The following is a 16,943-nucleotide window of genomic DNA, read 5'->3' as shown; positions in this document are numbered from 1 at the left end:
GAAATGAAAAAAGCCCGCGCTCGTGAGAACGCGGGCTTTCGCAAGGATGGCGCAGCTGTCAGGCTGCGCTCCTGAATGGATCAGCGGCCGGGCTTGAAGGCGCGCTTCTGCGCATCGCGGGGCACGAAAACCTTGCCCGGACCACCATGGCCGGCGCCATTGCCACGGGGCGCGAAGCCACCGTCGCCACGACCGCCGCCGTGACCGTGGCCGTGACCGTGGCCGCCGCGCGGAGCGCTGTCGCCCCAGCCCGGCTTGCGGCCATAGCCGCCGCCGTTGCTGCCTTCGTCACGGCCGCCGCCGAAGCCGGCGTTCTGGCCCTGATAGCCGCCGCGCGGGCCCGGTGCACCCGGGCCACGCGAGTTGCGGTCGTTGAAGCCGCTGGCGCCGGCGTAGCCGCCGCCATTGCCGCCGCGGTAGCCACCACCGCCACCGCCGAACTTGCGGTCGCGCGAGTGGCCTTCACGGCCGCGGCCGCCGAAGTCGGGGCGCGATTGCGGCATGCGCTGCTGCGGCTCCATGCCCGGAATCACATCGGCCTTGAACTGCTGGCGGCTGTAGTGCTCGATGTCCATGATCCGGCGGCGATCGCGGAACTCGGCGAAGGTGACGGCGATGCCGTCGCGGCCCGCACGGCCGGTGCGGCCGATACGGTGCGTGTAGTCCTCCGCCTTCATCGGCAAGCCGAAGTTGAAGACGTGGGTGATGGTCGGCACGTCGATGCCACGCGCAGCAACGTCGGTGGCCACCAGGATCTGCACCTGGCCGTTGCGCAGCGCCATCAGGCGGCGGTTGCGCAGGCCCTGGCTCAGCGCGCCGTGCAGCGCGACGGCGCTGAAGCCGTCCTGCTGCAGGTCGTTGGCGAGACCGTCGCACTCGACCTGCGTGCTCGCGAACACGATGGCCTGGTTGATGCTGGTGTCGCGCAGCCAGTGGTCGAGCAGCTTGCGCTTGTGCTGGGCGTTGTCGGCCCAGAACAGCACCTGCTTGATGTTGGCGTGCTTTTCCTGCGGGCTGTCGATGGTCACGCGCTGCGGCTCGCGCATCACGCGGGCGGCCAGTTGCTGGATGCGCGGCGCGAACGTGGCGCTGAACATCATGGTCTGCTGGCGCTCGATGGTGAGCTGGTTGATCTCGGCCAGATCGTCGGCAAAGCCCAGGTCGAGCATGCGGTCGGCTTCGTCGACCACCAGGAACTTGACCTGGTCGAGCTTGATCTGCATCGAGCGCTGCAGGTCGAGCAGGCGGCCCGGCGTGGCGACCACGAGGTCGGCGTTCTGCAGGCGGGCGATCTGGAGCTGGTAGGGCATACCGCCCACCACGTTGGCGATGCGCAGGCCGCGGCAATGGCGAACCAGTTCGATGGCGTCGTGCGCGACCTGCTGCGCGAGTTCGCGCGTCGGGCACAGCACCAGAGCGCCGGGGGTGGCGGCCTTGAAATGGCGGGCGTTGGTCGGGTCCTTGCGCTTCGGCTTCTTGGGCGGGGCTTCGCCGCGGGCAGCGGCTTCGGCGGCCAGGCGCTGGAACTCGGCCCGGGCTTCGGCTTCGGCTTCGGCCTGGCGCTTGATCAGCGTGTGCAGCACGGGCAGCAGGAAGGCGGCGGTCTTGCCCGAGCCGGTCTGGCTGGAAACCATCAGGTCGACGAAGCGCGCCGACTTGGCCGCGCCGTCCTGGTCGCCCATGGCGATGGGAACGACCTTTTCCTGCACTGCGGTGGGCTGGGTGAAGCCCATGTCCGCGACGGCGGCGATCAGTTCGGGCGCGAGGCCCAGCTTGATGAAGCCGTTGGGAGCGGCGGGCTCTTCGGCTGCAGCCGCTTCGGGAGCGGTGCCGTCCAGCGCTTCGAGGATGGGAGCCTCGGACACGGTGTCCGTGGCGACGGTGAATTCGTTGTGGGTAGCGGATTGCACAGGCGCGAACTCGCCCTGCGCTTCAAAAGCGTCGGTCATGAATGTCAATCTCAAACGCGAGCGCTGCCGTAGGCGGCGCCCCGTTGGTGGTTAAAAACATCAACCATCCAACGACATTCAACTCCGGGCGATTGCCCGAGGCTGCGGCCCTTTTCGATCAGCGAATGCGATCGGGCGCGGTGTGCAAGATAGGGAGATGCAAGAAACGCTGGCCGGGCCAAAAATACCTGCCCTGTCAGCGAAGCCTGCGATTATGGCACGAATTCGGGTTTTTACCTAATCCGTGGCCTTGACTCAGTCCGCGAGGCGCAAAAAGGTCTCGCGGTAGTGGGCAAGCTCCTCGATGGACTCGTGAACGTCCGCCAGCGCCGTATGCGCCTGCTGCTTCTTGAAGCTGTTGTACGCCGCGGGCTTCCAGCGCTTGGCCAGTTCCTTCAGCGTGCTCACGTCGAGGTTCCGGTAGTGGAAATAGGCCTCCAGCTTGGGCATGTACTTCACCAGGAAGCGCCGGTCCTGCCCGATGGTGTTGCCGCACATGGGCGAGCCGCTGCGCGGGATGTACTTGGCGATGAATTCCAGCAGTTGCTGCTCGGCGGCGGCCTCGTCGAGGGTGGAGGCCTTGACCTTGTCGATCAGGCCGCTGCGGCCATGGGTGCCCTTGTTCCAGGCATCCATGCCGTCGAGCACGGCGTCGCTCTGGTGGATGACGAGCACGGGGCCGTCGATGCGGGGCGTGAGGTCGGGGCCGGTGACGACCACGGCGATTTCGAGCAGGCGCTCTTTCTCGGGGTCGAGGCCGCTCATTTCGCAGTCCAGCCAGACCAGGTTCTGGTCGCTTTTCTTCAGTGTCGGCGGGGCTGCGAGGGGCGTCGGGTCAAGGGATTCGGGCATCGCAGGATTGTCGTCGAAGGGCTGCGGCCCCGGATAGCGAGGGCTAAACTCGCCGATCCATGTCCTATTCGCTCATCTTCACCATCGCCTTCGCGGCAGCGATCGTCGCGGGCCTGCTCGTGAAGTTCTGGCTGGCCACGCGGCAGGTGCGCCACGTGGCACAGCATCGCGGCGCCGTGCCAGCCGCTTTCGCGCAGACCATCACCCTCGCCGCTCACCAGAAGGCGGCCGACTACACCATCGCCAAGGCACGCTTCGGCCTGATCGAGATGGCGTGGAGCGCGGCGCTGCTGCTGGGCTGGACCCTGCTCGGCGGCCTCGATGTGCTCAACAAGCTCCTGCTGGACTGGATCGGCGGCGGCATGGCGCAGCAACTGGTGCTGCTGGCGCTCTTCGCCGCCATCGGCGGCCTGCTGGAACTACCCTTCACGCTCTGGCAGACCTTCAGGCTCGAGGAGCGCTTCGGCTTCAACAAGATGACCTGGAAGCTCTGGCTGGCCGACGCACTCAAGTCGACGCTGCTGGGCGCGGTGATCGGCCTGCCCATCGCCGCCCTGATCCTCTGGCTCATGGGCGCGGCGGGCCAGCTGTGGTGGCTGTGGGCCTGGGGCGCGTGGATGGGCTTCAACCTGCTGCTGATGCTGATCTACCCGACCTTCATCGCCCCGCTGTTCAACAAGTTCCAGCCGCTGGACGACCCCAAGCTCAAGGAACGCGTGACGGCGCTCATGAAGCGCTGCGGCTTCGCCGCCAAGGGCCTGTTCGTGATGGACGGCAGCACGCGCAGCGCCCACGCCAACGCCTACTTCACCGGCTTCGGCGCCAGCAAGCGCGTGGTGTTCTACGACACGCTGCTGCGCCAGCTCAATGCCGGCGAAGTGGAAGCCGTGCTCGCGCACGAACTGGGTCACTTCAAGCACCGCCACATCGTGAAGCGGCTGATCGCGATGTTCGCCCTGAGCCTGGCCGGCTTCGCGCTGCTGGGCTGGGTGTCGACGCAGGTCTGGTTCTACACGGGCCTGGGCGTGCAGCCCAACATGGCGGCGCCCAACAGCGCGCTGGCACTGCTGCTCTTCATGCTCGCCGTGCCGGTGTTCGGCTTCTTCGTCGCTCCGCTGCCCGCGCGGCTGTCGCGCAAGCACGAGTTCGAGGCTGACGCCTATGCCGTGGCACAGACCAGCGGCGCCGACCTGTCGGCTGCCCTGCTCAAGCTCTACCAGGACAACGCCTCGACGCTCACACCCGACCCGGTGTTCGTCAAGTTCTACTACTCGCATCCTCCGGCTTCCGAGCGCCTCGCCCGCATGGCGACGGCGGCCTGATCCTATCCAACCCCGCATTCCGGAGAAGCCCATCATGAGCAGCATGTTCAAGCCCAAGGACTGGAAGAACCTCCCTCCCCGCAAGGCGCTGAGCGCCACCGAGATCGTGTCCGCCCTGGCGCGCCTCGACGGCTGGAAGCTCACCGGCGACGGCGCCAATGTCGCCATCGAAAAGACCTTCGGCTTCGCCAACTACTTCGAGACGATCGCGTTCGTGAACGCGCTGGCCTTCGTGGCGCACACGCAAGACCATCACCCCGACCTTTCGGTGCACTACAACCGCTGCGTGGTGCGCTTCAACACGCACGACGTGGGCGGCCTGTCGGTCACCGACTTCGACTGCGCCCGCCAGACCGACGCGCTGGTCGGTGCCGCTCCCGCCGCCTGATGACGGATCGAGCCCTTGGCTAAATCCGGCCGCGCCGCCCCCTCGGCTGCCACCACAGCCGCGAAGGCACTCCAGGACGGCCTCGTCGTTGCCAGCCACGGGCGACACTGCATCGTCGAAACGCCCTCGGGCGAGCGGCTGATCTGCCATCCGCGCGGAAAGAAGAGCCAGGCGGTGGTCGGCGACAGGGTGCGCTGGCAGCCCAGTGAAGACGAAGGCACCATCGAGCAGGTGCTGCCGCGCCGCAACCTCTTCTATCGGCAGGACGAGATCCGCACCAAGTCGTTCGCGGCCAACCTCGACCATGTGCTGATCCTGATCGCGGCCGAGCCGGAGTTCTCCGAACACCAGCTGGCCCGCGCGCTGATCGCCGCGGAGGCCGAGCGCATCGCGCCGATCATCGCACTCAACAAGAGCGACCTGGTCGAGCCCTTCGAGCGCGCATGGGCCAGGCTCGCTCCCTACCGCCGCATGCACCACGGCGTGCTGCCGCTGTCGCTCAAGGCATCGGCGGAGGCAGACCACGCTTCCCTGATGAAGCTGCTCGCCGGCAAGTGCACACTGGTCCTGGGCCCGTCCGGGTCGGGCAAGAGCACGCTCACCAACCTGCTGGTGCCCGGCGCGGACGTGCTGACGCAGGAGATTTCGCAGGCGCTGAACTCGGGCAAGCACACGACCACGAGCACCACCTGGTACTGGATCGACGAAGCCCGCAGCACCGGCCTGATCGACTCGCCGGGTTTCCAGGAATTCGGCCTGAACCACATCGCGCCGATGCAGCTTGCCGGGCTCATGCCCGACATCGCCGAGCATGCCGGCGACTGCAAGTTCTACAACTGCACCCACCTGCACGAGCCGGGCTGCGGCGTGATCGCGAACGTGGAGACGGCCGAGGCGCCGGGCGCAATCAGCGCGAGCCGCTACAGAATTTATGGCGAGCTCTTCGCCGAGCTGAGCCAGAAGCGCTACTGACCGAAGCGCGGCTTCGTCTCGTCCGTCAGCCGAGCCAGACCCGGTAGGACTGCCAGGTGGGATCGAAGACGAGTTCCATCTCCACCGCCAGATCCATGTCTTCCTGCAGCGATTGCGCCTGCGAGATCGCGCCATCGGGATCGGCCACCTGGAAGTGAATGGTGCGCACGCCCTCCTCCAGCACCACGTGCGTGCAGCAGCCGGCCTCATGCACCTGCAGCCGCGCCGTCAACCGGTCTTCGTAGGCGCGAGCCTCTTCGAGTTCCTCGCCCGATTCGACCGGCACCGCCACCGACAGGCGATGGCACAGGTCGGCCCGCCCCACCAGCGCGGTCGCCACGTCGTTGCGCATGACGATCATCTCGATCTCGCGGCCGTCCTCGGCGGTGCGCGTCGCGCTCAAGCCGGACCACGCATGCTCGCCCGGCGGAAACACGCCGGTGTGGCCGAGTTCGTCTCGCCAGCAGGCGTCGAACAGGGGCACGAAATCGTCGAGCGGCACGCCTTCGAAACCGGCCTGCGCATCGGCATCGCAATAGTCGACCGCGCCGACCTTCACCGCGAAGTCGTACTCGCCCAGGATGTGGTCGAGCATGATGAGGCTCATGTGGCGGGCATGGTCCTGCATGTCCATCGGGATCGGCTTGGCGAAGCCGATCTCCAGCGCCACCCGCCCCCGGTAGCTTTCGTGCTTCACCAGGACTTCGGAGCTCGCCAGTTCGAAGTTGTTCATGCGCATGCCGAAGCCATCGCGCGAACGCTGGCGGAACGCCTCCACCTCGACCTTCGGCAGCTTCGGGCTGTTCTGCACGAGCATCATCAGGTCTTCGAAGTCGTCCACCGATCCGTGCGCCGTCAGCACCAGCTTGAACACGGGCGGATCGCCGGCCACCTCGGCGGCCAGTCGCGGAAAGTGAGGCTCCAGCAGTGCGTTGAGCCCCTCCATCAGTTCGCGGGCAGGCAAGGCGCGAAGGCTCTCGAGCCGGGTGCTCACGGCCTGCCAGAAGCTTGCGCAGGCCTCGGCGCGTGGATCGGTGTCGTATGTCGACATGCCAGAGAGTCCTTCAGGGGGATGGATTGAGAATGTCTTGCAGCTGCCGGACCAGCGTGCTGCACTGCTCCCGCGTGCCGATGCTGATGCGCAGGTACTGCGCGATGCGCGGCTGCCTGAAATGCCGCACCAGCACCGCGCGCTGGTGCAGCAGCGAAGCCAGTTCCGCAGCGTCGCGTTGCGGATGGCGTGCGAAGACGAAGTTGGCCTGCGACGGCAACACCTCGAAGCCCAGGTCCTCGAGCTGGAGACAGAGTCCCTCGCGGGTGTCGACGATCTTATTCCGGGTGCTGCGAAACCAGTCTTCGTCTTCGAGCGCGGCGACCGAGCCCGCGGATGCCAGCCTGTCGAGCGGGTAAGAGTTGAAGCTGTCCTTCACGCGCACCAGCGCATCGACCAGGTGCGCCTGGCCGCAGGCAAAGCCGACGCGCAGGCCGGCCAGCGAGCGCGACTTGGAGAGGGTCTGCACCACCAGCAGGTTCGGATACCTGTCGATCAGCGACAGCGCGCTCTCGCCGCCGAAATCGACATAGGCCTCGTCGACCAGCACCACGCGATCGGGGCAGGCTTCGAGCAGTTGCTCGATGCGCGACAGCGGCAGGCCGATGCCCGTCGGCGCATTCGGGTTCGCGATGACGATGCCCGCGCAGCCCTGGCGAGCGCGCGCCGCAAGGGCGTCGACGTCGATGCGCAATCCCTCGTCCACGGGCTGCTGCTCGCAGGCAATGCCGTAGAGCTGCGCGTAGACCTTGTAGAAGCTGTAGCTCACGTCGGGCATCAGCAGCGGCTCGGCCTGCTGGAAGAACGCGAAGAAGGCGTGCGCCAACACTTCGTCGGAGCCGTTGCCTGCGAACACTTGCTCAGCCTTCAGATCGTGCCGCCGCGCCACGGCCTCGCGCAGTGCGAGCGATGCGGGATCGGGATAGAGCTGCAGGCCGTTCTCGGCCGCACGCCGGATGGCCTCGATGGCCACCGGCGACGGCGAGTACGGGTTCTCGTTGGTGTTGAGCTTGACGAGGTTCTCGATGCGCGGCTGTTCGCCGGGCACGTAGGGCTCGAGCGCGGCGATGCGCGGGCTCCAGAAGACAGGCGCCGGTTGTCCTTCTTGCGTCATGGGCTTGTGCGTTCCTTTGCCGCTCAGCCGAGCAGGCGAGCCAGGGTCAGCAAGGCCAGCAGCACCATCCACATCACGACCGAGCGCCAGACCAGCCCCACCACGCTGCGCAGGTGGCCGGGCTCGGGTTCACGCCCCGGCGTGCTGCCGCTGTCGGTGCGGCGGCCGTCGGCCAGCGATTCGCCGGCCTGGGCGCGCGGAAGCGGATCGGTGACCGGGATCGGACGCAGCGAGCCGCCGCCCAGGCGCACATTCACGGCGCCCGAGGTGGCCGCGAGGATCACGCCGTCGTTCTCGTTGGGAAAACGCTGCGCGTCGTTGCGCCAGCAGTCGATCGCTTCCTCGAAGCTGCCGACCACCGCGAAGCCCAGCGCGGTGATGCGCGCGGGCAGCCAGTCGATGGCGTGCCATGCGCGATCGGCGGCCTCCTGAACGGCAATGCTCGAAGGCTGGATCGCGGCGCCGTTCTTGTGCGCCCAGTAGCGGGAGACGAACTCGCTCATGCGGTAGAACACCGCGCCCGCCGGGCCAAGTCCGATGGCCGCGATGATCGAGAACCATGCGAGCACGCCGAACACATGGCGGTGCGCGGCGATCACCGAGTGCTCGATGACGTGGCGCACGATCTCGCTGCGCGGGAGATCGGCCGCGTCGACGCCCTGCCAGTGCGCGAGCAGCGAGCGCGCCAGCGGCTCATCGCCCTCGTCGAGCGCATCTCGGATGTCGGTGAAGTGGTGGCTGAACTGCCGGAAGCCCAGCGTGACGTAGAGCACGGCAATGCTCCAGAGCACCGCGAACGGCAGGCCCAGCGTGAGCACAAGAAGCCAGTGAATGCCCAGTGCGCCGATCGTGGGTACGAAGACCGCGAGACCCCAGGCGATCCATCCGTGATGCGGCTTGCCCGCGTCGAAGTTGCGGCTGGTCCAGCGTGTCCACGCCAGCACCGCGCCGTACACGGGGTTGTGCGGGCCCAGGGGCCGCACCTGCTCGATCAACAGAGCGCACAGGATGGCAAAAAAGCTCATCCTTCGATGATAGCGAGAGCGCCCGAAGGTTCAGGCCGTATTCAGGCTCGTCTCAGGCAGCGAGGAAATGGTAGAGATTGCGCAGCATGCCGGCGGTCGCGCCCCACACGAAGCGCTCATCGGCACCGTCCTGATAGGGCATCGAGTACCACTGGCGCCGCGTGCCGTCGGGTGCGGGCACGGTGTGGTGGCGGTGATTGGCTGGATCCATCAGCCACGCGAGCGGCACCTCGAAGGCCTCTGCTACCTCATAAGGATTGATGGTGAGTTCGAAGTCGGGCTGAACCAGCGAGACCACCGGCGTCACGATGAACGAAGTCACCGTCGTATAGGTCGGCAGGCTGCCAAGCACCTCGATGTACTGCGCGGAGAGGCCGACCTCTTCCCAGGCCTCGCGCAGCGCGGCGGCTGCGATGTTGGCGTCCTCCGGGTCGACGCGGCCGCCGGGGAAGGCGACCTGCCCCGAATGCGTCGACAGGTTCGAGGTGCGTTCGGTCAGCAGCACCGTCGCGCCTTGCGGGCGCTGCACGATAGGCACCAGCACAGCGGCCTGCGCGGGAACGCGGTCGGTCATCTTCGGCTCACGGCGCAGCTCGGGCGTCCAGGCAGGCGGGGTGGCGAAGCGCGACCGCAGCGCCTGTGCCGTCAGTTGCGAGGCCGCCACAGCCGGCAACCCCTGGACTTCCCCAGCCACGAAAGGCACCTTGCGCGGGTCGAACTGCAGCAGCGTGGGCGGCGCCACGGCGTTGACGATTTCGGCGGAGGCGGCCTGCGGGGAAGTGGACGAGTTGGTCAAGAGATGAAAGGTACCGGAGTCGGGTGGACGAAGTAGAGCGGAAAAAGGGAAAGTTGTCGCTGAGCGGGGGCAACAATGCAAAAAGCCGCCAGAGCGGCGGCTTTTTGCACGACAGGAAGGCAGCTATTACGCGGCCGATGCAGCCGTCGACTTGCTCGGCAGCTTTTCCTTGATACGTGCCGAACGGCCGCTGCGGTCACGCAGGTAGTACAGCTTGGCGCGGCGCACGTCGCCACGACGCTTGACTTCGATGCCGGCGATCAGCGGGCTGTAGGTCTGGAAGGTACGTTCCACGCCTTCGCCGCTGGAGATCTTGCGCACGGTGAAGCCGCTGTTCAGGCCGCGATTGCGCTTGGCGATCACGACGCCTTCGTAGGCCTGCACGCGCTTGCGGGTACCTTCGACGACGTTCACGCTGACGATGACCGTGTCACCGGGCATGAATTCGGGGATGGTCTTGCCGAGACGGGCGATTTCTTCCTGCTCGAGGGTCTGTATGAGGTTCATGATTTCCTGATATTCGATCGTGCCGGGCTACACAAAAGGCGCCTTTGGCTTTTGCGGAAAGAACCGCAAGAAGACCGGACGCGGCCGGACAGAGGATCGGGGAACCGGGGATTATAGCTTTTTTTTCAGCACGGCCTCATCGGCCTTGCCAAGACGCCCGGCAGCGCGGGCCGCCTCGATCAGTTCCGGCCGCCGGGCGGCCGTGATCGCGAGTCGCTGGTCGCGGCGCCAGCGCTCGATCTGGGCGTGATGGCCGGAGAGCAGCGGCGCCGGCACGCCCTGCCCGTTCCACTGCTCGGGCCTCGTGTAGTGCGGGCAGTCGAGCAGGCCGTCGAGCGCGGGATTGAAGCTGTCCTGGACATGGCTGGCCTCGTCGCCAAGCACGCCGGGCTGCAGCCTGGCCACAGCGTCCAGCAGGGCCATCGCCGCGATCTCGCCGCCCGAAAGCACGAAATCGCCAAGGCTGATCTGGCGGGTGATGCGCGAGTCGATGAAGCGCTGGTCGATGCCTTCGTAGCGCCCGCAGATCAGCACAGCCCCTTCGCTGGCCGACCAGCGCTCGACCGATTCGTGCCGCAGCGCCTCGCCGATAGGGGAAAACAGCACGACCGGCACTTCGCCGCCGGCACCACGCGCCGCGAGCGCCGCATCGAGACAGGCCGCCAGCGGCTCCGCCATCATCACCATGCCGGGGCCGCCTCCGAAGGGGCGGTCGTCCACGCGCTTGTAGTTGCCCTGCGCGAAATCGCGCGGACTCCACAGCACGACCTCGACCTGTCCCGATTCGTAGGCGCGACGCGTTACGCCGCTGGCCACGAAGGGCGCGAACATCTCGGGAAAGAGCGTGAGAACGTCGAAGCGCATGCCGCGCAGGGCGCCGGTCAGTAGTCCGGCTGCCAATCGACCGTGATGAGCCGCCCGGGCAGGTCGACCTTGTCGACGAAGGCGGAGACGAAGGGCACCATGCGCTCGATGGCCTTGCCCTCTTCCTCCGCGGCCAGCACCAGCGTGGTCTGCGGGCCGGTTGCGAGCAGCTCGCGCACCGCGCCGAGCACCACGCCTTCGCGGTTGACCACCGACAGGCCGATCAGGTCGACCCAGTAGTACTCGTCGTCGCCAGCGGTAGGAAAGCTCGATCGCGGCACGAACACGCGCGCCCCGCGCAGCGCCTCGGCGGCGTTGCGGTCAGGCACGTCCGCGGACGTGGCAACGATGCAATCGGAATGTTCCTTGGCTTCGCGGATCGCGAGCCGGAAGGCTGTGCTCGCAGAGGCTCCGGGAGCCTGCAGGAACCAGCGCTTGGAAGAAAAAAGCGCCTCGGGTCGGGCGCTGTGGGGCAGGACCTTGAACCAGCCCTTGATGCCCCAGGCATCGGCGATGCGCCCTACTTCGATCGCATCCGCCGGCAATTCGGCGGCTTCGAGTGCAGGCAACATCGCCGTGCGGGCGGCTTAGGCTGCCGCCTTGGGGGCTGCCGAGGCAGCTTGCTTGATCAGGCGCAGAACGGTGGGCGAAGCTTGTGCGCCGACGCTCTTCCAGTAGGCCAGACGGTCCTGGGCGATACGGATGCTTTCTTCGTTTTCCTTGGCGGTCGGGTTGTAGAAGCCCAGGCGCTCGATGAAACGGCCATCGCGGCGAACGCGCTTGTCCGACACGACGATGTTGAAGAACGGACGGCCTTTGGAGCCGCCGCGGGAGAGTCGAATGACGACCATGATTTATCCTTGGGTGGTCAGCAGGCCTAGTGGATTGAAGAAGGCCCGCTCACAATGTTCTTCCAGCGTCGAGACACGCGACTGGCCACCCGGCCAGCGACACGCTGAAAAGCCCGCGATTATAGCCCGACCCGCGTTTTTCTCCGAATTCCGGCTTCGCGCCGTCCATTTCACCCGCATGCCCCTCGCCATCCGCCCCAGCCGCGAAGAAGATATCGCAGCCGTCACGGCCATCTACGCCCACCACGTGCTGCACGGCACCGGCACCTTCGAGACGGAACCTCCCTCCCCCACCGACATGGCCGCCCGCCGCGCGGACGTGCTGGCCAGGAACCTGCCGTACTTGGTTGCCGAGGAAGACGGAAAAGTGTTGGGTTTTGCCTACTGCAACTGGTTCAAGCCCCGCCCGGCCTACCGCTTTTCGGCCGAAGACTCGATCTACGTGGCGGAGTCAGCACGCGGCAAGGGTCTGGGCGCCAAGCTGCTGGCCGCGCTGTCGCAGGCGGCCGAGGCAGCGGGCGTGCGCAAGCTGATCGCGGTGATCGGCGACTCGGCCAACGCAGGCTCCATCGGCGTGCATCGCAGCCAGGGCTTCACGCACGTCGGCGTGCTGAAGGACTGCGGCTGGAAGTTCGGCGAATGGCGTGACGTCGTATTGATGGAAAAGGTGCTCGGCGAAGGCAGCACCACCAGACCCGAATGAAAAACAAGACCTTCGCCGCCTGGCTTTCCCTCCTCGGAGGCCCGCTCGGGCTGCATCGCTTCTATCTGCGCGGCATGGGCGACTGGCTCGGCTGGCTGCTGCCCATTCCCACGGCACTGGGCGTCTACGGCATCGAGCGCGTGCGCATGTACGGCGTGGACGACGGCCTGAGTTGGGCGCTGATTCCCCTGCTGGGCTTCACCATCGCAGGCTGCGCGCTGATGGCCATCGTCTACGGCCTCATGACGCCCGAGAAGTGGAACGCCCGCTTCAACGCCAGCGCACCGGCCGACGCCGAACCCGGCCGCACCAACTGGTTCACCATCGGCGCCGTCGTGCTGGCCCTCTTCTTCGGCAGCACGATCCTGATGGCCAGCATCGTGTTCAGCTTCCAGCGGTACTTCGAGCACCAGATCGAAGAGGGGCGGAAGATCTCGCAGTAGCGCGGCGCGGCCTACACCAGGCCGTGGTCGAGCAGGAACCGCAGGCGCCCCTGCGCGAATATCGGCCGCCCCCGGTTCACCATCTCGCGCACGATCATCGAGCGCATTTCGCTTTCGACGTCCTGCAGGATCATTTCGCAGTCGTGCTCGAAATAGATGTCGCGCGCGATCAAGTCCTTCTTGACGATCGGGCAACGCATCAGCGTGCGAAAGAGTCCGAAGCCAAGGTGAATCTGGCTGCCCTGTGTCACCTCCATCATGATCCGATCGACCAGCGCGCGGCGCGCCAGCGCCTCCGCCACCTTGAACGACTGGTCGTCGACGGGAGCCGGGGGAGGCGGTGGCGCCTGCTGGGCCAGCTGTGCCCGCCTCGCCCGGTAGCTGGCCAGCGTCGGCGTGCCCGACGCAGTGAGAACGGGGGCGACGGGCTCGACCGCTGCAGCAGCCGCGGCCGGCCTGGCCTGGCTGGAAACCGACAAGGGCTCGACCAGCCGTAGCGCAGCCATCGACTGCGCCATCAGCCCGTCCAGCGGCTGCAGCCTGAATGCCGGCCGCATGACCTGGGTTAGGGCGATCAGCCCACGGAGATCGAGCGCATTCAGCTGGTGCACCAGCTTCTCGGCGCCGTAGATGACGTCGATGCTGTAGCCGCCCTGCTTGAGGCAGGCGGACAGGGCAACCTCGCCATGCAGGATCGCATGGGGTCGCAGGTCATAGGGGCGGTAGCGCTGCCAGAACCGCTGGATGTCGGGATCCGAGAAGACCTTGCCCGACACCGCCAGCGCATAGGAGCCGACATGGTGCGATTTCTCATGGTTCTCGAAAGCACCGGTCACATCGAATCGTCTCTGGCACAGCGCTTCGACCAGGTCGTCGAGCTCCTTGCTCTTGAGGAAGAAGATGCTGTCGTTCAGGTAGAGCATCCGCCCGGGCTCCAAACCCTGCTCGCCGAGGTACAGGGTGGCCGCCCTGTAAGCCCCCATGTCCCGGCCCACGTTCCTGCGGACCAGCACCCGGTGTGCGCTGCGCAGCAGCAGCGCATGGGAGGCCGCATCGAGCTTTCCGTTGCACACCACGATGGCATTGACTCCGCCAGCCTCCAGCGACTGCAGCAGGTCGAGGAAGTCGGGCGCCAGGCCGAACTTGGCGTACTTGACGACGATGGCATAGACGTCGCCCCGGGCCGGTCGCTGCGACTCGTCCGAAAGAAAGGCCGGCCGGCGCTCGCGGAGGATCAGGGGCCACTGGCGGATCTTGGTCGCCGTGCAGTAGGAGTGGTACGCGAGGCGGGTCGCCATCGCACGAAGCATCCTGAGCAGTCCCCTCATGGAATCTCCTTCCGGTAATCCTCGGTTAACATTTGTTTCACAGTTTATAGCCCTGCTGCCGGGGCGCGAGCTGCTCCCCCGATCCGGTGCCCTATTCCAGACAAGTCGCCCCATGGATTTCCGCAGCCACATCCGTCAGACCACGTCCAAGACAGACAAGGGCATCGAGATCGGCGCTTCCTATGCGCCGATCCTTCCCAAGTCGGAGGGCTACGACGTGTTCGTGATCGACCACGCCGACCAGGACCAGTTGCGCGCCAAGTACGGGGCCATGGGCGTCGATACCCGTAGGATCGAGCCGGTCGACGCCATCGACGACGGCGGGGAATTCACGCAGTTGCTCGAGGAAGGCGACTCTTTCGACTTCATCCTCGCCAGCCACGTCTTCGAGCATCTGCCCGACCCGATCCATTTCCTGCAGCGCTGCGAACGCGCGCTCGGCGAAAAAGGCCGCCTGGTGCTGCTGATTCCCGATCGCCGGTTCACCTTCGACTACCTGCGCCCGGTCAGCACGACCGGGCAGTTGCTGCGGGCCTACCTGAGCGAGCAGCGCCGCCATGACGCCGGTGCGCTGTACGACCACTACGCCTCCAATGCGGCACGCGACGGCGTTCAGGTCTGGGGCGACAGCGGCGGCGGCCACATCGCCTTCGCCAGCACGCCGCTCGCTGGCTATGCGAACGCCGTGAACAAAGGCTCCGACTACGTCGACTGCCATGCCTGGGTGTTCACGCCCGCGAGCATGCGGCTGATCCTTGCCGACCTGCGCACCATGGGTTTGATCTCGATGGGCGAGGTTTTCTTCCACGAGAGCGTGGACTGCGAATTCATGATCACGCTGTCACGCGGCGGCGCCGGACCGATCCCCGAGCGCAGCGCGCTGGCGCGCGAAGCCATCCTGGAAGCGGCGCGCGGCGGCGTGCATGCGGCAGCGCCTGCCGTCACGCCCTCCGCGACCATCGACGTGGAACTCGGCTACGTCAACGAGATGCCCCATCCGCAGCATGCCGTGGACCTGTTCAAGGGCAGATGGGTTTCGGCGTTTCCGGCCGACTCGAGGCTGCAGGCCGGCAACGTGGCGCTGCACGACGACATCCGCCTGAAATGGCTGGTGGAGATGACCGATGGCGTGAAGGGCCTCGACGTGCTCGAGCTCGGACCGCTCGAGGCAAGTCACACGGGCTTCCTGCTCGACGCCGGCGCCCGATCGGTGCTGGCCATCGAAGCCAACAAGGACGCCTACCTGCGCTGCCTGGTCGCCAAGGAAGTCATGGGGCTGCGCGACGCGCGCTTCCTGCTCGGCGATTTCTGCGCCTTTCTCGAATCCGACGCGCGCCGGTGGCCGCTGATCGTGGCCAGCGGCGTGCTCTATCACATGGCCGATCCGCTGCGGCTGCTCGAGTTGCTGGCCGCCCGGACCGACACGCTGTTCCTGTGGACGCACGTCGTCGACGCCACGGCCATGCCGGTCGACGATCCGCGTCGCGCCGCGCTCACCGGCACGCTCGAGAAACGCTGGCGCGACGAGACGGTTCGGCTGCACCGACGCCCCTACGGCCCCGTCACCGACGTTCGCTTCTGCGGCAGCGCCGCGGCCGAGCCGCTGTGGATGGAGCGCGAAGACCTGCTTCTCGCGCTCGGCATGCTGGGCTTCGACCGCATCGACATCCAGCACGAGGAAGCCGGCCATCCGGCCGGACCGGCGCTGTCGATCCTGGCGCGCCGGACGGCGATTCAGAAGGGGTAGACGTCCTCGGCGATCTCGTCCATCTCGACCGGCCAGTCGAGCGTGGTCTCGCCGACCTTTCGAAAGAGCACGCAGGACATCAGCGCCACGGTGTGAAGTTCGCCGAAGTTGGCCCCCGGCGAGAAGTTGTGCGGCACCACGTACGCCATGGTTCCATGCACCGCCTCGATGATCTCGAAGCCGGTCGCGCGGTTGAACAGCGCCTTCCATGCATGCCTGGAGAAACGGAAGTAGTCGCACGGCTCCTCGTGCAGCGGCCAGGTCTGCGGCGCCATTACCAGGCCGAGCCCGCCGACGCGCATGACACGGTTCATCTCGAGCACCACCTTCCAGGGCATCAGCAGATGTTCGAAGACCACGAAGGACATGGCGGCATCGAACTCCTGCAGCGGCAGCAGCCGGCTGAGCTGATGAGCGTCGCCGACCACGTCGACGTTCGGGCCCTCCATCACGTCGAGCCCCGTGTACCGCCAGCCTGGCGGAAGGTGGCCCGTGTAGAGCGCGCCCGTCCGCATGCGCGACCCGATCTCCAGCATGTGGCCCGGCGGCCTCTGAGCGAGCATTCCGAAGAAGCGCTGCATCAGTGCGAGGGAGGGCTCCTCGACGACGGGATCGATCGACGCAGTGTGCGTCCGGCCGTCGGCCAGGGTAAGCACCACCGATGCGGGCCACAGGGACTGGGTGTCCGCCCCGACCCGCAGCAGCTCGTCGAAGCGGCATGCGCTGGCGCGTTGGCCGTAGCGCCGTGTCAGGTCCGGACTCGGCAACCGGTGTTGCGCGATCGGGAAAGTCCGGCCATCACCGAGCACCAGCGCCACGCTCGCCACGTCGTCCTGGTCTCCCAGCGCATGGCCGGTGAGGTGCACGGTCTCGTGGAAGAACGAGTAGCGCTCTACCGCGCACGCGATTCCGGTTGTTGATTTCTCGGGCGCAAGATGGCGCATGCGGTCGCCTCACGAATGAATCGGCTCGGAAACTGACAATTTGTTGCAGTATGCCATCGCTGATTCAGGCGCCGCCCCGGACACGAA

At 66.6% G+C, this 16,943-nt stretch carries 18 protein-coding genes; 6 read left to right on the top strand and 12 right to left on the bottom strand.

All coding sequences use genetic code 11. The annotated features are described in order from the left end of the window. Positions 1 to 80: 80 nt before the first annotated feature. Both ABL840_RS10685 and orn read right to left on the bottom strand, forming a co-directional pair. Positions 81 to 1,949, bottom strand: a complete 1,869-nt coding sequence (locus ABL840_RS10685) for a DEAD/DEAH box helicase (protein ID WP_093307051.1) — start codon at positions 1,947 to 1,949, stop codon at positions 81 to 83. A 255-nt stretch (positions 1,950 to 2,204) separates the two neighbouring features. After that, positions 2,205 to 2,801 (bottom strand): oligoribonuclease, encoded by a 597-nt coding sequence (gene orn, locus ABL840_RS10680; RefSeq protein ID WP_093307050.1) that lies wholly within the window; start codon positions 2,799 to 2,801, stop codon positions 2,205 to 2,207. Between the two features lie 59 nt (positions 2,802 to 2,860). On the opposite strand from orn, the gene ABL840_RS10675 reads away from it, so the two are divergent. From ABL840_RS10675 to rsgA, 3 genes are read left to right on the top strand one after another with little or no spacing between them, the layout of a single operon-like run. Then, on the top strand, positions 2,861 to 4,123 hold the full coding sequence (locus tag ABL840_RS10675) for a M48 family metallopeptidase (RefSeq protein WP_093307049.1): 1,263 nt from the start codon (positions 2,861 to 2,863) through the stop codon (positions 4,121 to 4,123). 34 nt (positions 4,124 to 4,157) lie between these two features. Then, the gene (locus ABL840_RS10670; RefSeq protein ID WP_093307048.1) at positions 4,158 to 4,511 is read left to right on the top strand and encodes a 4a-hydroxytetrahydrobiopterin dehydratase; all 354 of its coding nucleotides are present in this window, start codon (positions 4,158 to 4,160) and stop codon (positions 4,509 to 4,511) included. A gap of 15 nt (positions 4,512 to 4,526) precedes the next feature. Continuing rightward, the gene (gene rsgA / locus ABL840_RS10665; RefSeq protein ID WP_093307047.1) at positions 4,527 to 5,483 is read left to right on the top strand and encodes a ribosome small subunit-dependent GTPase A; all 957 of its coding nucleotides are present in this window, start codon (positions 4,527 to 4,529) and stop codon (positions 5,481 to 5,483) included. A gap of 25 nt (positions 5,484 to 5,508) precedes the next feature. Here the strand turns inward: rsgA and ABL840_RS10660 are convergent, their stop codons facing one another. The 8 genes from ABL840_RS10660 to rpsP all read right to left on the bottom strand — a co-directional run bounded on the left by ABL840_RS10660 (position 5,509) and on the right by rpsP (position 11,691). Further along, positions 5,509 to 6,534, bottom strand: coding sequence for a hypothetical protein (locus ABL840_RS10660; RefSeq protein ID WP_093198697.1), 1,026 nt, complete (start codon positions 6,532 to 6,534; stop codon positions 5,509 to 5,511). 13 nt (positions 6,535 to 6,547) lie between these two features. Then, positions 6,548 to 7,648 carry a histidinol-phosphate transaminase gene (gene hisC, locus ABL840_RS10655; RefSeq protein WP_093307046.1) on the bottom strand — a complete coding sequence of 367 codons (1,101 nt, stop codon included), beginning with the start codon at positions 7,646 to 7,648 and terminating at the stop codon, positions 6,548 to 6,550. Between the two features lie 23 nt (positions 7,649 to 7,671). Beyond that, positions 7,672 to 8,673: a CobD/CbiB family protein gene (locus ABL840_RS10650; protein ID WP_093307045.1), complete on the bottom strand. Its 1,002-nt coding sequence runs from the start codon at positions 8,671 to 8,673 to the stop codon at positions 7,672 to 7,674. 52 nt (positions 8,674 to 8,725) lie between these two features. After that, positions 8,726 to 9,469: a CoA pyrophosphatase gene (locus ABL840_RS10645; protein ID WP_093307044.1), complete on the bottom strand. Its 744-nt coding sequence runs from the start codon at positions 9,467 to 9,469 to the stop codon at positions 8,726 to 8,728. 126 nt (positions 9,470 to 9,595) lie between these two features. Then, a complete protein-coding gene (gene rplS, locus ABL840_RS10640; protein ID WP_093198687.1) occupies positions 9,596 to 9,976 on the bottom strand; it encodes a 50S ribosomal protein L19 in 381 nt (126 codons plus the stop codon). Between the two features lie 111 nt (positions 9,977 to 10,087). Further along, positions 10,088 to 10,840 carry a tRNA (guanosine(37)-N1)-methyltransferase TrmD gene (trmD, locus tag ABL840_RS10635; protein WP_093307043.1) on the bottom strand — a complete coding sequence of 251 codons (753 nt, stop codon included), beginning with the start codon at positions 10,838 to 10,840 and terminating at the stop codon, positions 10,088 to 10,090. 17 nt (positions 10,841 to 10,857) lie between these two features. Then, positions 10,858 to 11,412 carry a ribosome maturation factor RimM gene (gene rimM / locus ABL840_RS10630; protein WP_093307042.1) on the bottom strand — a complete coding sequence of 185 codons (555 nt, stop codon included), beginning with the start codon at positions 11,410 to 11,412 and terminating at the stop codon, positions 10,858 to 10,860. Between the two features lie 15 nt (positions 11,413 to 11,427). Continuing rightward, positions 11,428 to 11,691, bottom strand: coding sequence for a 30S ribosomal protein S16 (rpsP, locus tag ABL840_RS10625; RefSeq protein WP_093198680.1), 264 nt, complete (start codon positions 11,689 to 11,691; stop codon positions 11,428 to 11,430). Positions 11,692 to 11,869: 178 nt separating this feature from the next. On the opposite strand from rpsP, the gene ABL840_RS10620 reads away from it, so the two are divergent. Both ABL840_RS10620 and ABL840_RS10615 read left to right on the top strand, forming a co-directional pair. After that, entirely contained in the window at positions 11,870 to 12,394 is a 525-nt protein-coding gene (locus tag ABL840_RS10620) for a GNAT family N-acetyltransferase (RefSeq protein WP_093307041.1), read from the top strand. Further along, the gene (locus ABL840_RS10615; protein WP_093198675.1) at positions 12,391 to 12,837 is read left to right on the top strand and encodes a hypothetical protein; all 447 of its coding nucleotides are present in this window, start codon (positions 12,391 to 12,393) and stop codon (positions 12,835 to 12,837) included. The genes ABL840_RS10620 and ABL840_RS10615 overlap by 4 nt, the downstream gene beginning before the upstream one ends. Positions 12,838 to 12,848: 11 nt before the next feature. Here ABL840_RS10615 and ABL840_RS10610 read toward each other — a convergent pair whose 3' ends face one another. After that, positions 12,849 to 14,165 (bottom strand): rhamnan synthesis F family protein, encoded by a 1,317-nt coding sequence (locus tag ABL840_RS10610; RefSeq protein ID WP_176947627.1) that lies wholly within the window; start codon positions 14,163 to 14,165, stop codon positions 12,849 to 12,851. A 112-nt stretch (positions 14,166 to 14,277) separates the two neighbouring features. On the opposite strand from ABL840_RS10610, the gene ABL840_RS10605 reads away from it, so the two are divergent. Next, positions 14,278 to 15,912, top strand: coding sequence for a methyltransferase domain-containing protein (locus tag ABL840_RS10605; protein WP_093307039.1), 1,635 nt, complete (start codon positions 14,278 to 14,280; stop codon positions 15,910 to 15,912). On the opposite strand, the gene ABL840_RS10600 is transcribed toward ABL840_RS10605, so the two are convergent. Next, the gene (locus tag ABL840_RS10600; protein WP_093307038.1) at positions 15,900 to 16,856 is read right to left on the bottom strand and encodes a class I SAM-dependent methyltransferase; all 957 of its coding nucleotides are present in this window, start codon (positions 16,854 to 16,856) and stop codon (positions 15,900 to 15,902) included. The genes ABL840_RS10605 and ABL840_RS10600 overlap by 13 nt on opposite strands. Positions 16,857 to 16,943 lie beyond the last annotated feature (87 nt).

The organism is Variovorax sp. NFACC27, assembly GCF_048301545.1.
Classification (GTDB): Bacteria; Pseudomonadota; Gammaproteobacteria; order Burkholderiales; family Burkholderiaceae_C; genus Variovorax; species Variovorax gossypii.
Note: the sequence above shows the minus strand (reverse complement) of the source record. Positions and strands in the feature narration are given on the sequence as shown.

Excerpts from the sequence above, each read along its gene's own strand:
- ABL840_RS10685 (WP_093307051.1), bottom strand. The coding sequence starts at position 1,949 with ATGACCGACGCTTTTGAAGCGCAGGGCGAGTTCGCGCCTGTGCAATCC.
- orn (WP_093307050.1), bottom strand. The coding sequence starts at position 2,801 with ATGCCCGAATCCCTTGACCCGACGCCCCTCGCAGCCCCGCCGACACTG.
- ABL840_RS10675 (WP_093307049.1), top strand. The coding sequence starts at position 2,861 with ATGTCCTATTCGCTCATCTTCACCATCGCCTTCGCGGCAGCGATCGTC.
- ABL840_RS10670 (WP_093307048.1), top strand. The coding sequence starts at position 4,158 with ATGAGCAGCATGTTCAAGCCCAAGGACTGGAAGAACCTCCCTCCCCGC.
- ABL840_RS10660 (WP_093198697.1), bottom strand. The coding sequence starts at position 6,534 with ATGTCGACATACGACACCGATCCACGCGCCGAGGCCTGCGCAAGCTTC.
- hisC (WP_093307046.1), bottom strand. The coding sequence starts at position 7,648 with ATGACGCAAGAAGGACAACCGGCGCCTGTCTTCTGGAGCCCGCGCATC.
- ABL840_RS10650 (WP_093307045.1), bottom strand. The coding sequence starts at position 8,673 with ATGAGCTTTTTTGCCATCCTGTGCGCTCTGTTGATCGAGCAGGTGCGG.
- rplS (WP_093198687.1), bottom strand. The coding sequence starts at position 9,976 with ATGAACCTCATACAGACCCTCGAGCAGGAAGAAATCGCCCGTCTCGGC.
- trmD (WP_093307043.1), bottom strand. The coding sequence starts at position 10,840 with ATGCGCTTCGACGTTCTCACGCTCTTTCCCGAGATGTTCGCGCCCTTC.
- rimM (WP_093307042.1), bottom strand. The coding sequence starts at position 11,412 with ATGTTGCCTGCACTCGAAGCCGCCGAATTGCCGGCGGATGCGATCGAA.
- rpsP (WP_093198680.1), bottom strand. The coding sequence starts at position 11,691 with ATGGTCGTCATTCGACTCTCCCGCGGCGGCTCCAAAGGCCGTCCGTTC.
- ABL840_RS10620 (WP_093307041.1), top strand. The coding sequence starts at position 11,870 with ATGCCCCTCGCCATCCGCCCCAGCCGCGAAGAAGATATCGCAGCCGTC.
- ABL840_RS10615 (WP_093198675.1), top strand. The coding sequence starts at position 12,391 with ATGAAAAACAAGACCTTCGCCGCCTGGCTTTCCCTCCTCGGAGGCCCG.
- ABL840_RS10610 (WP_176947627.1), bottom strand. The coding sequence starts at position 14,165 with ATGAGGGGACTGCTCAGGATGCTTCGTGCGATGGCGACCCGCCTCGCG.
- ABL840_RS10605 (WP_093307039.1), top strand. The coding sequence starts at position 14,278 with ATGGATTTCCGCAGCCACATCCGTCAGACCACGTCCAAGACAGACAAG.
- ABL840_RS10600 (WP_093307038.1), bottom strand. The coding sequence starts at position 16,856 with ATGCGCCATCTTGCGCCCGAGAAATCAACAACCGGAATCGCGTGCGCG.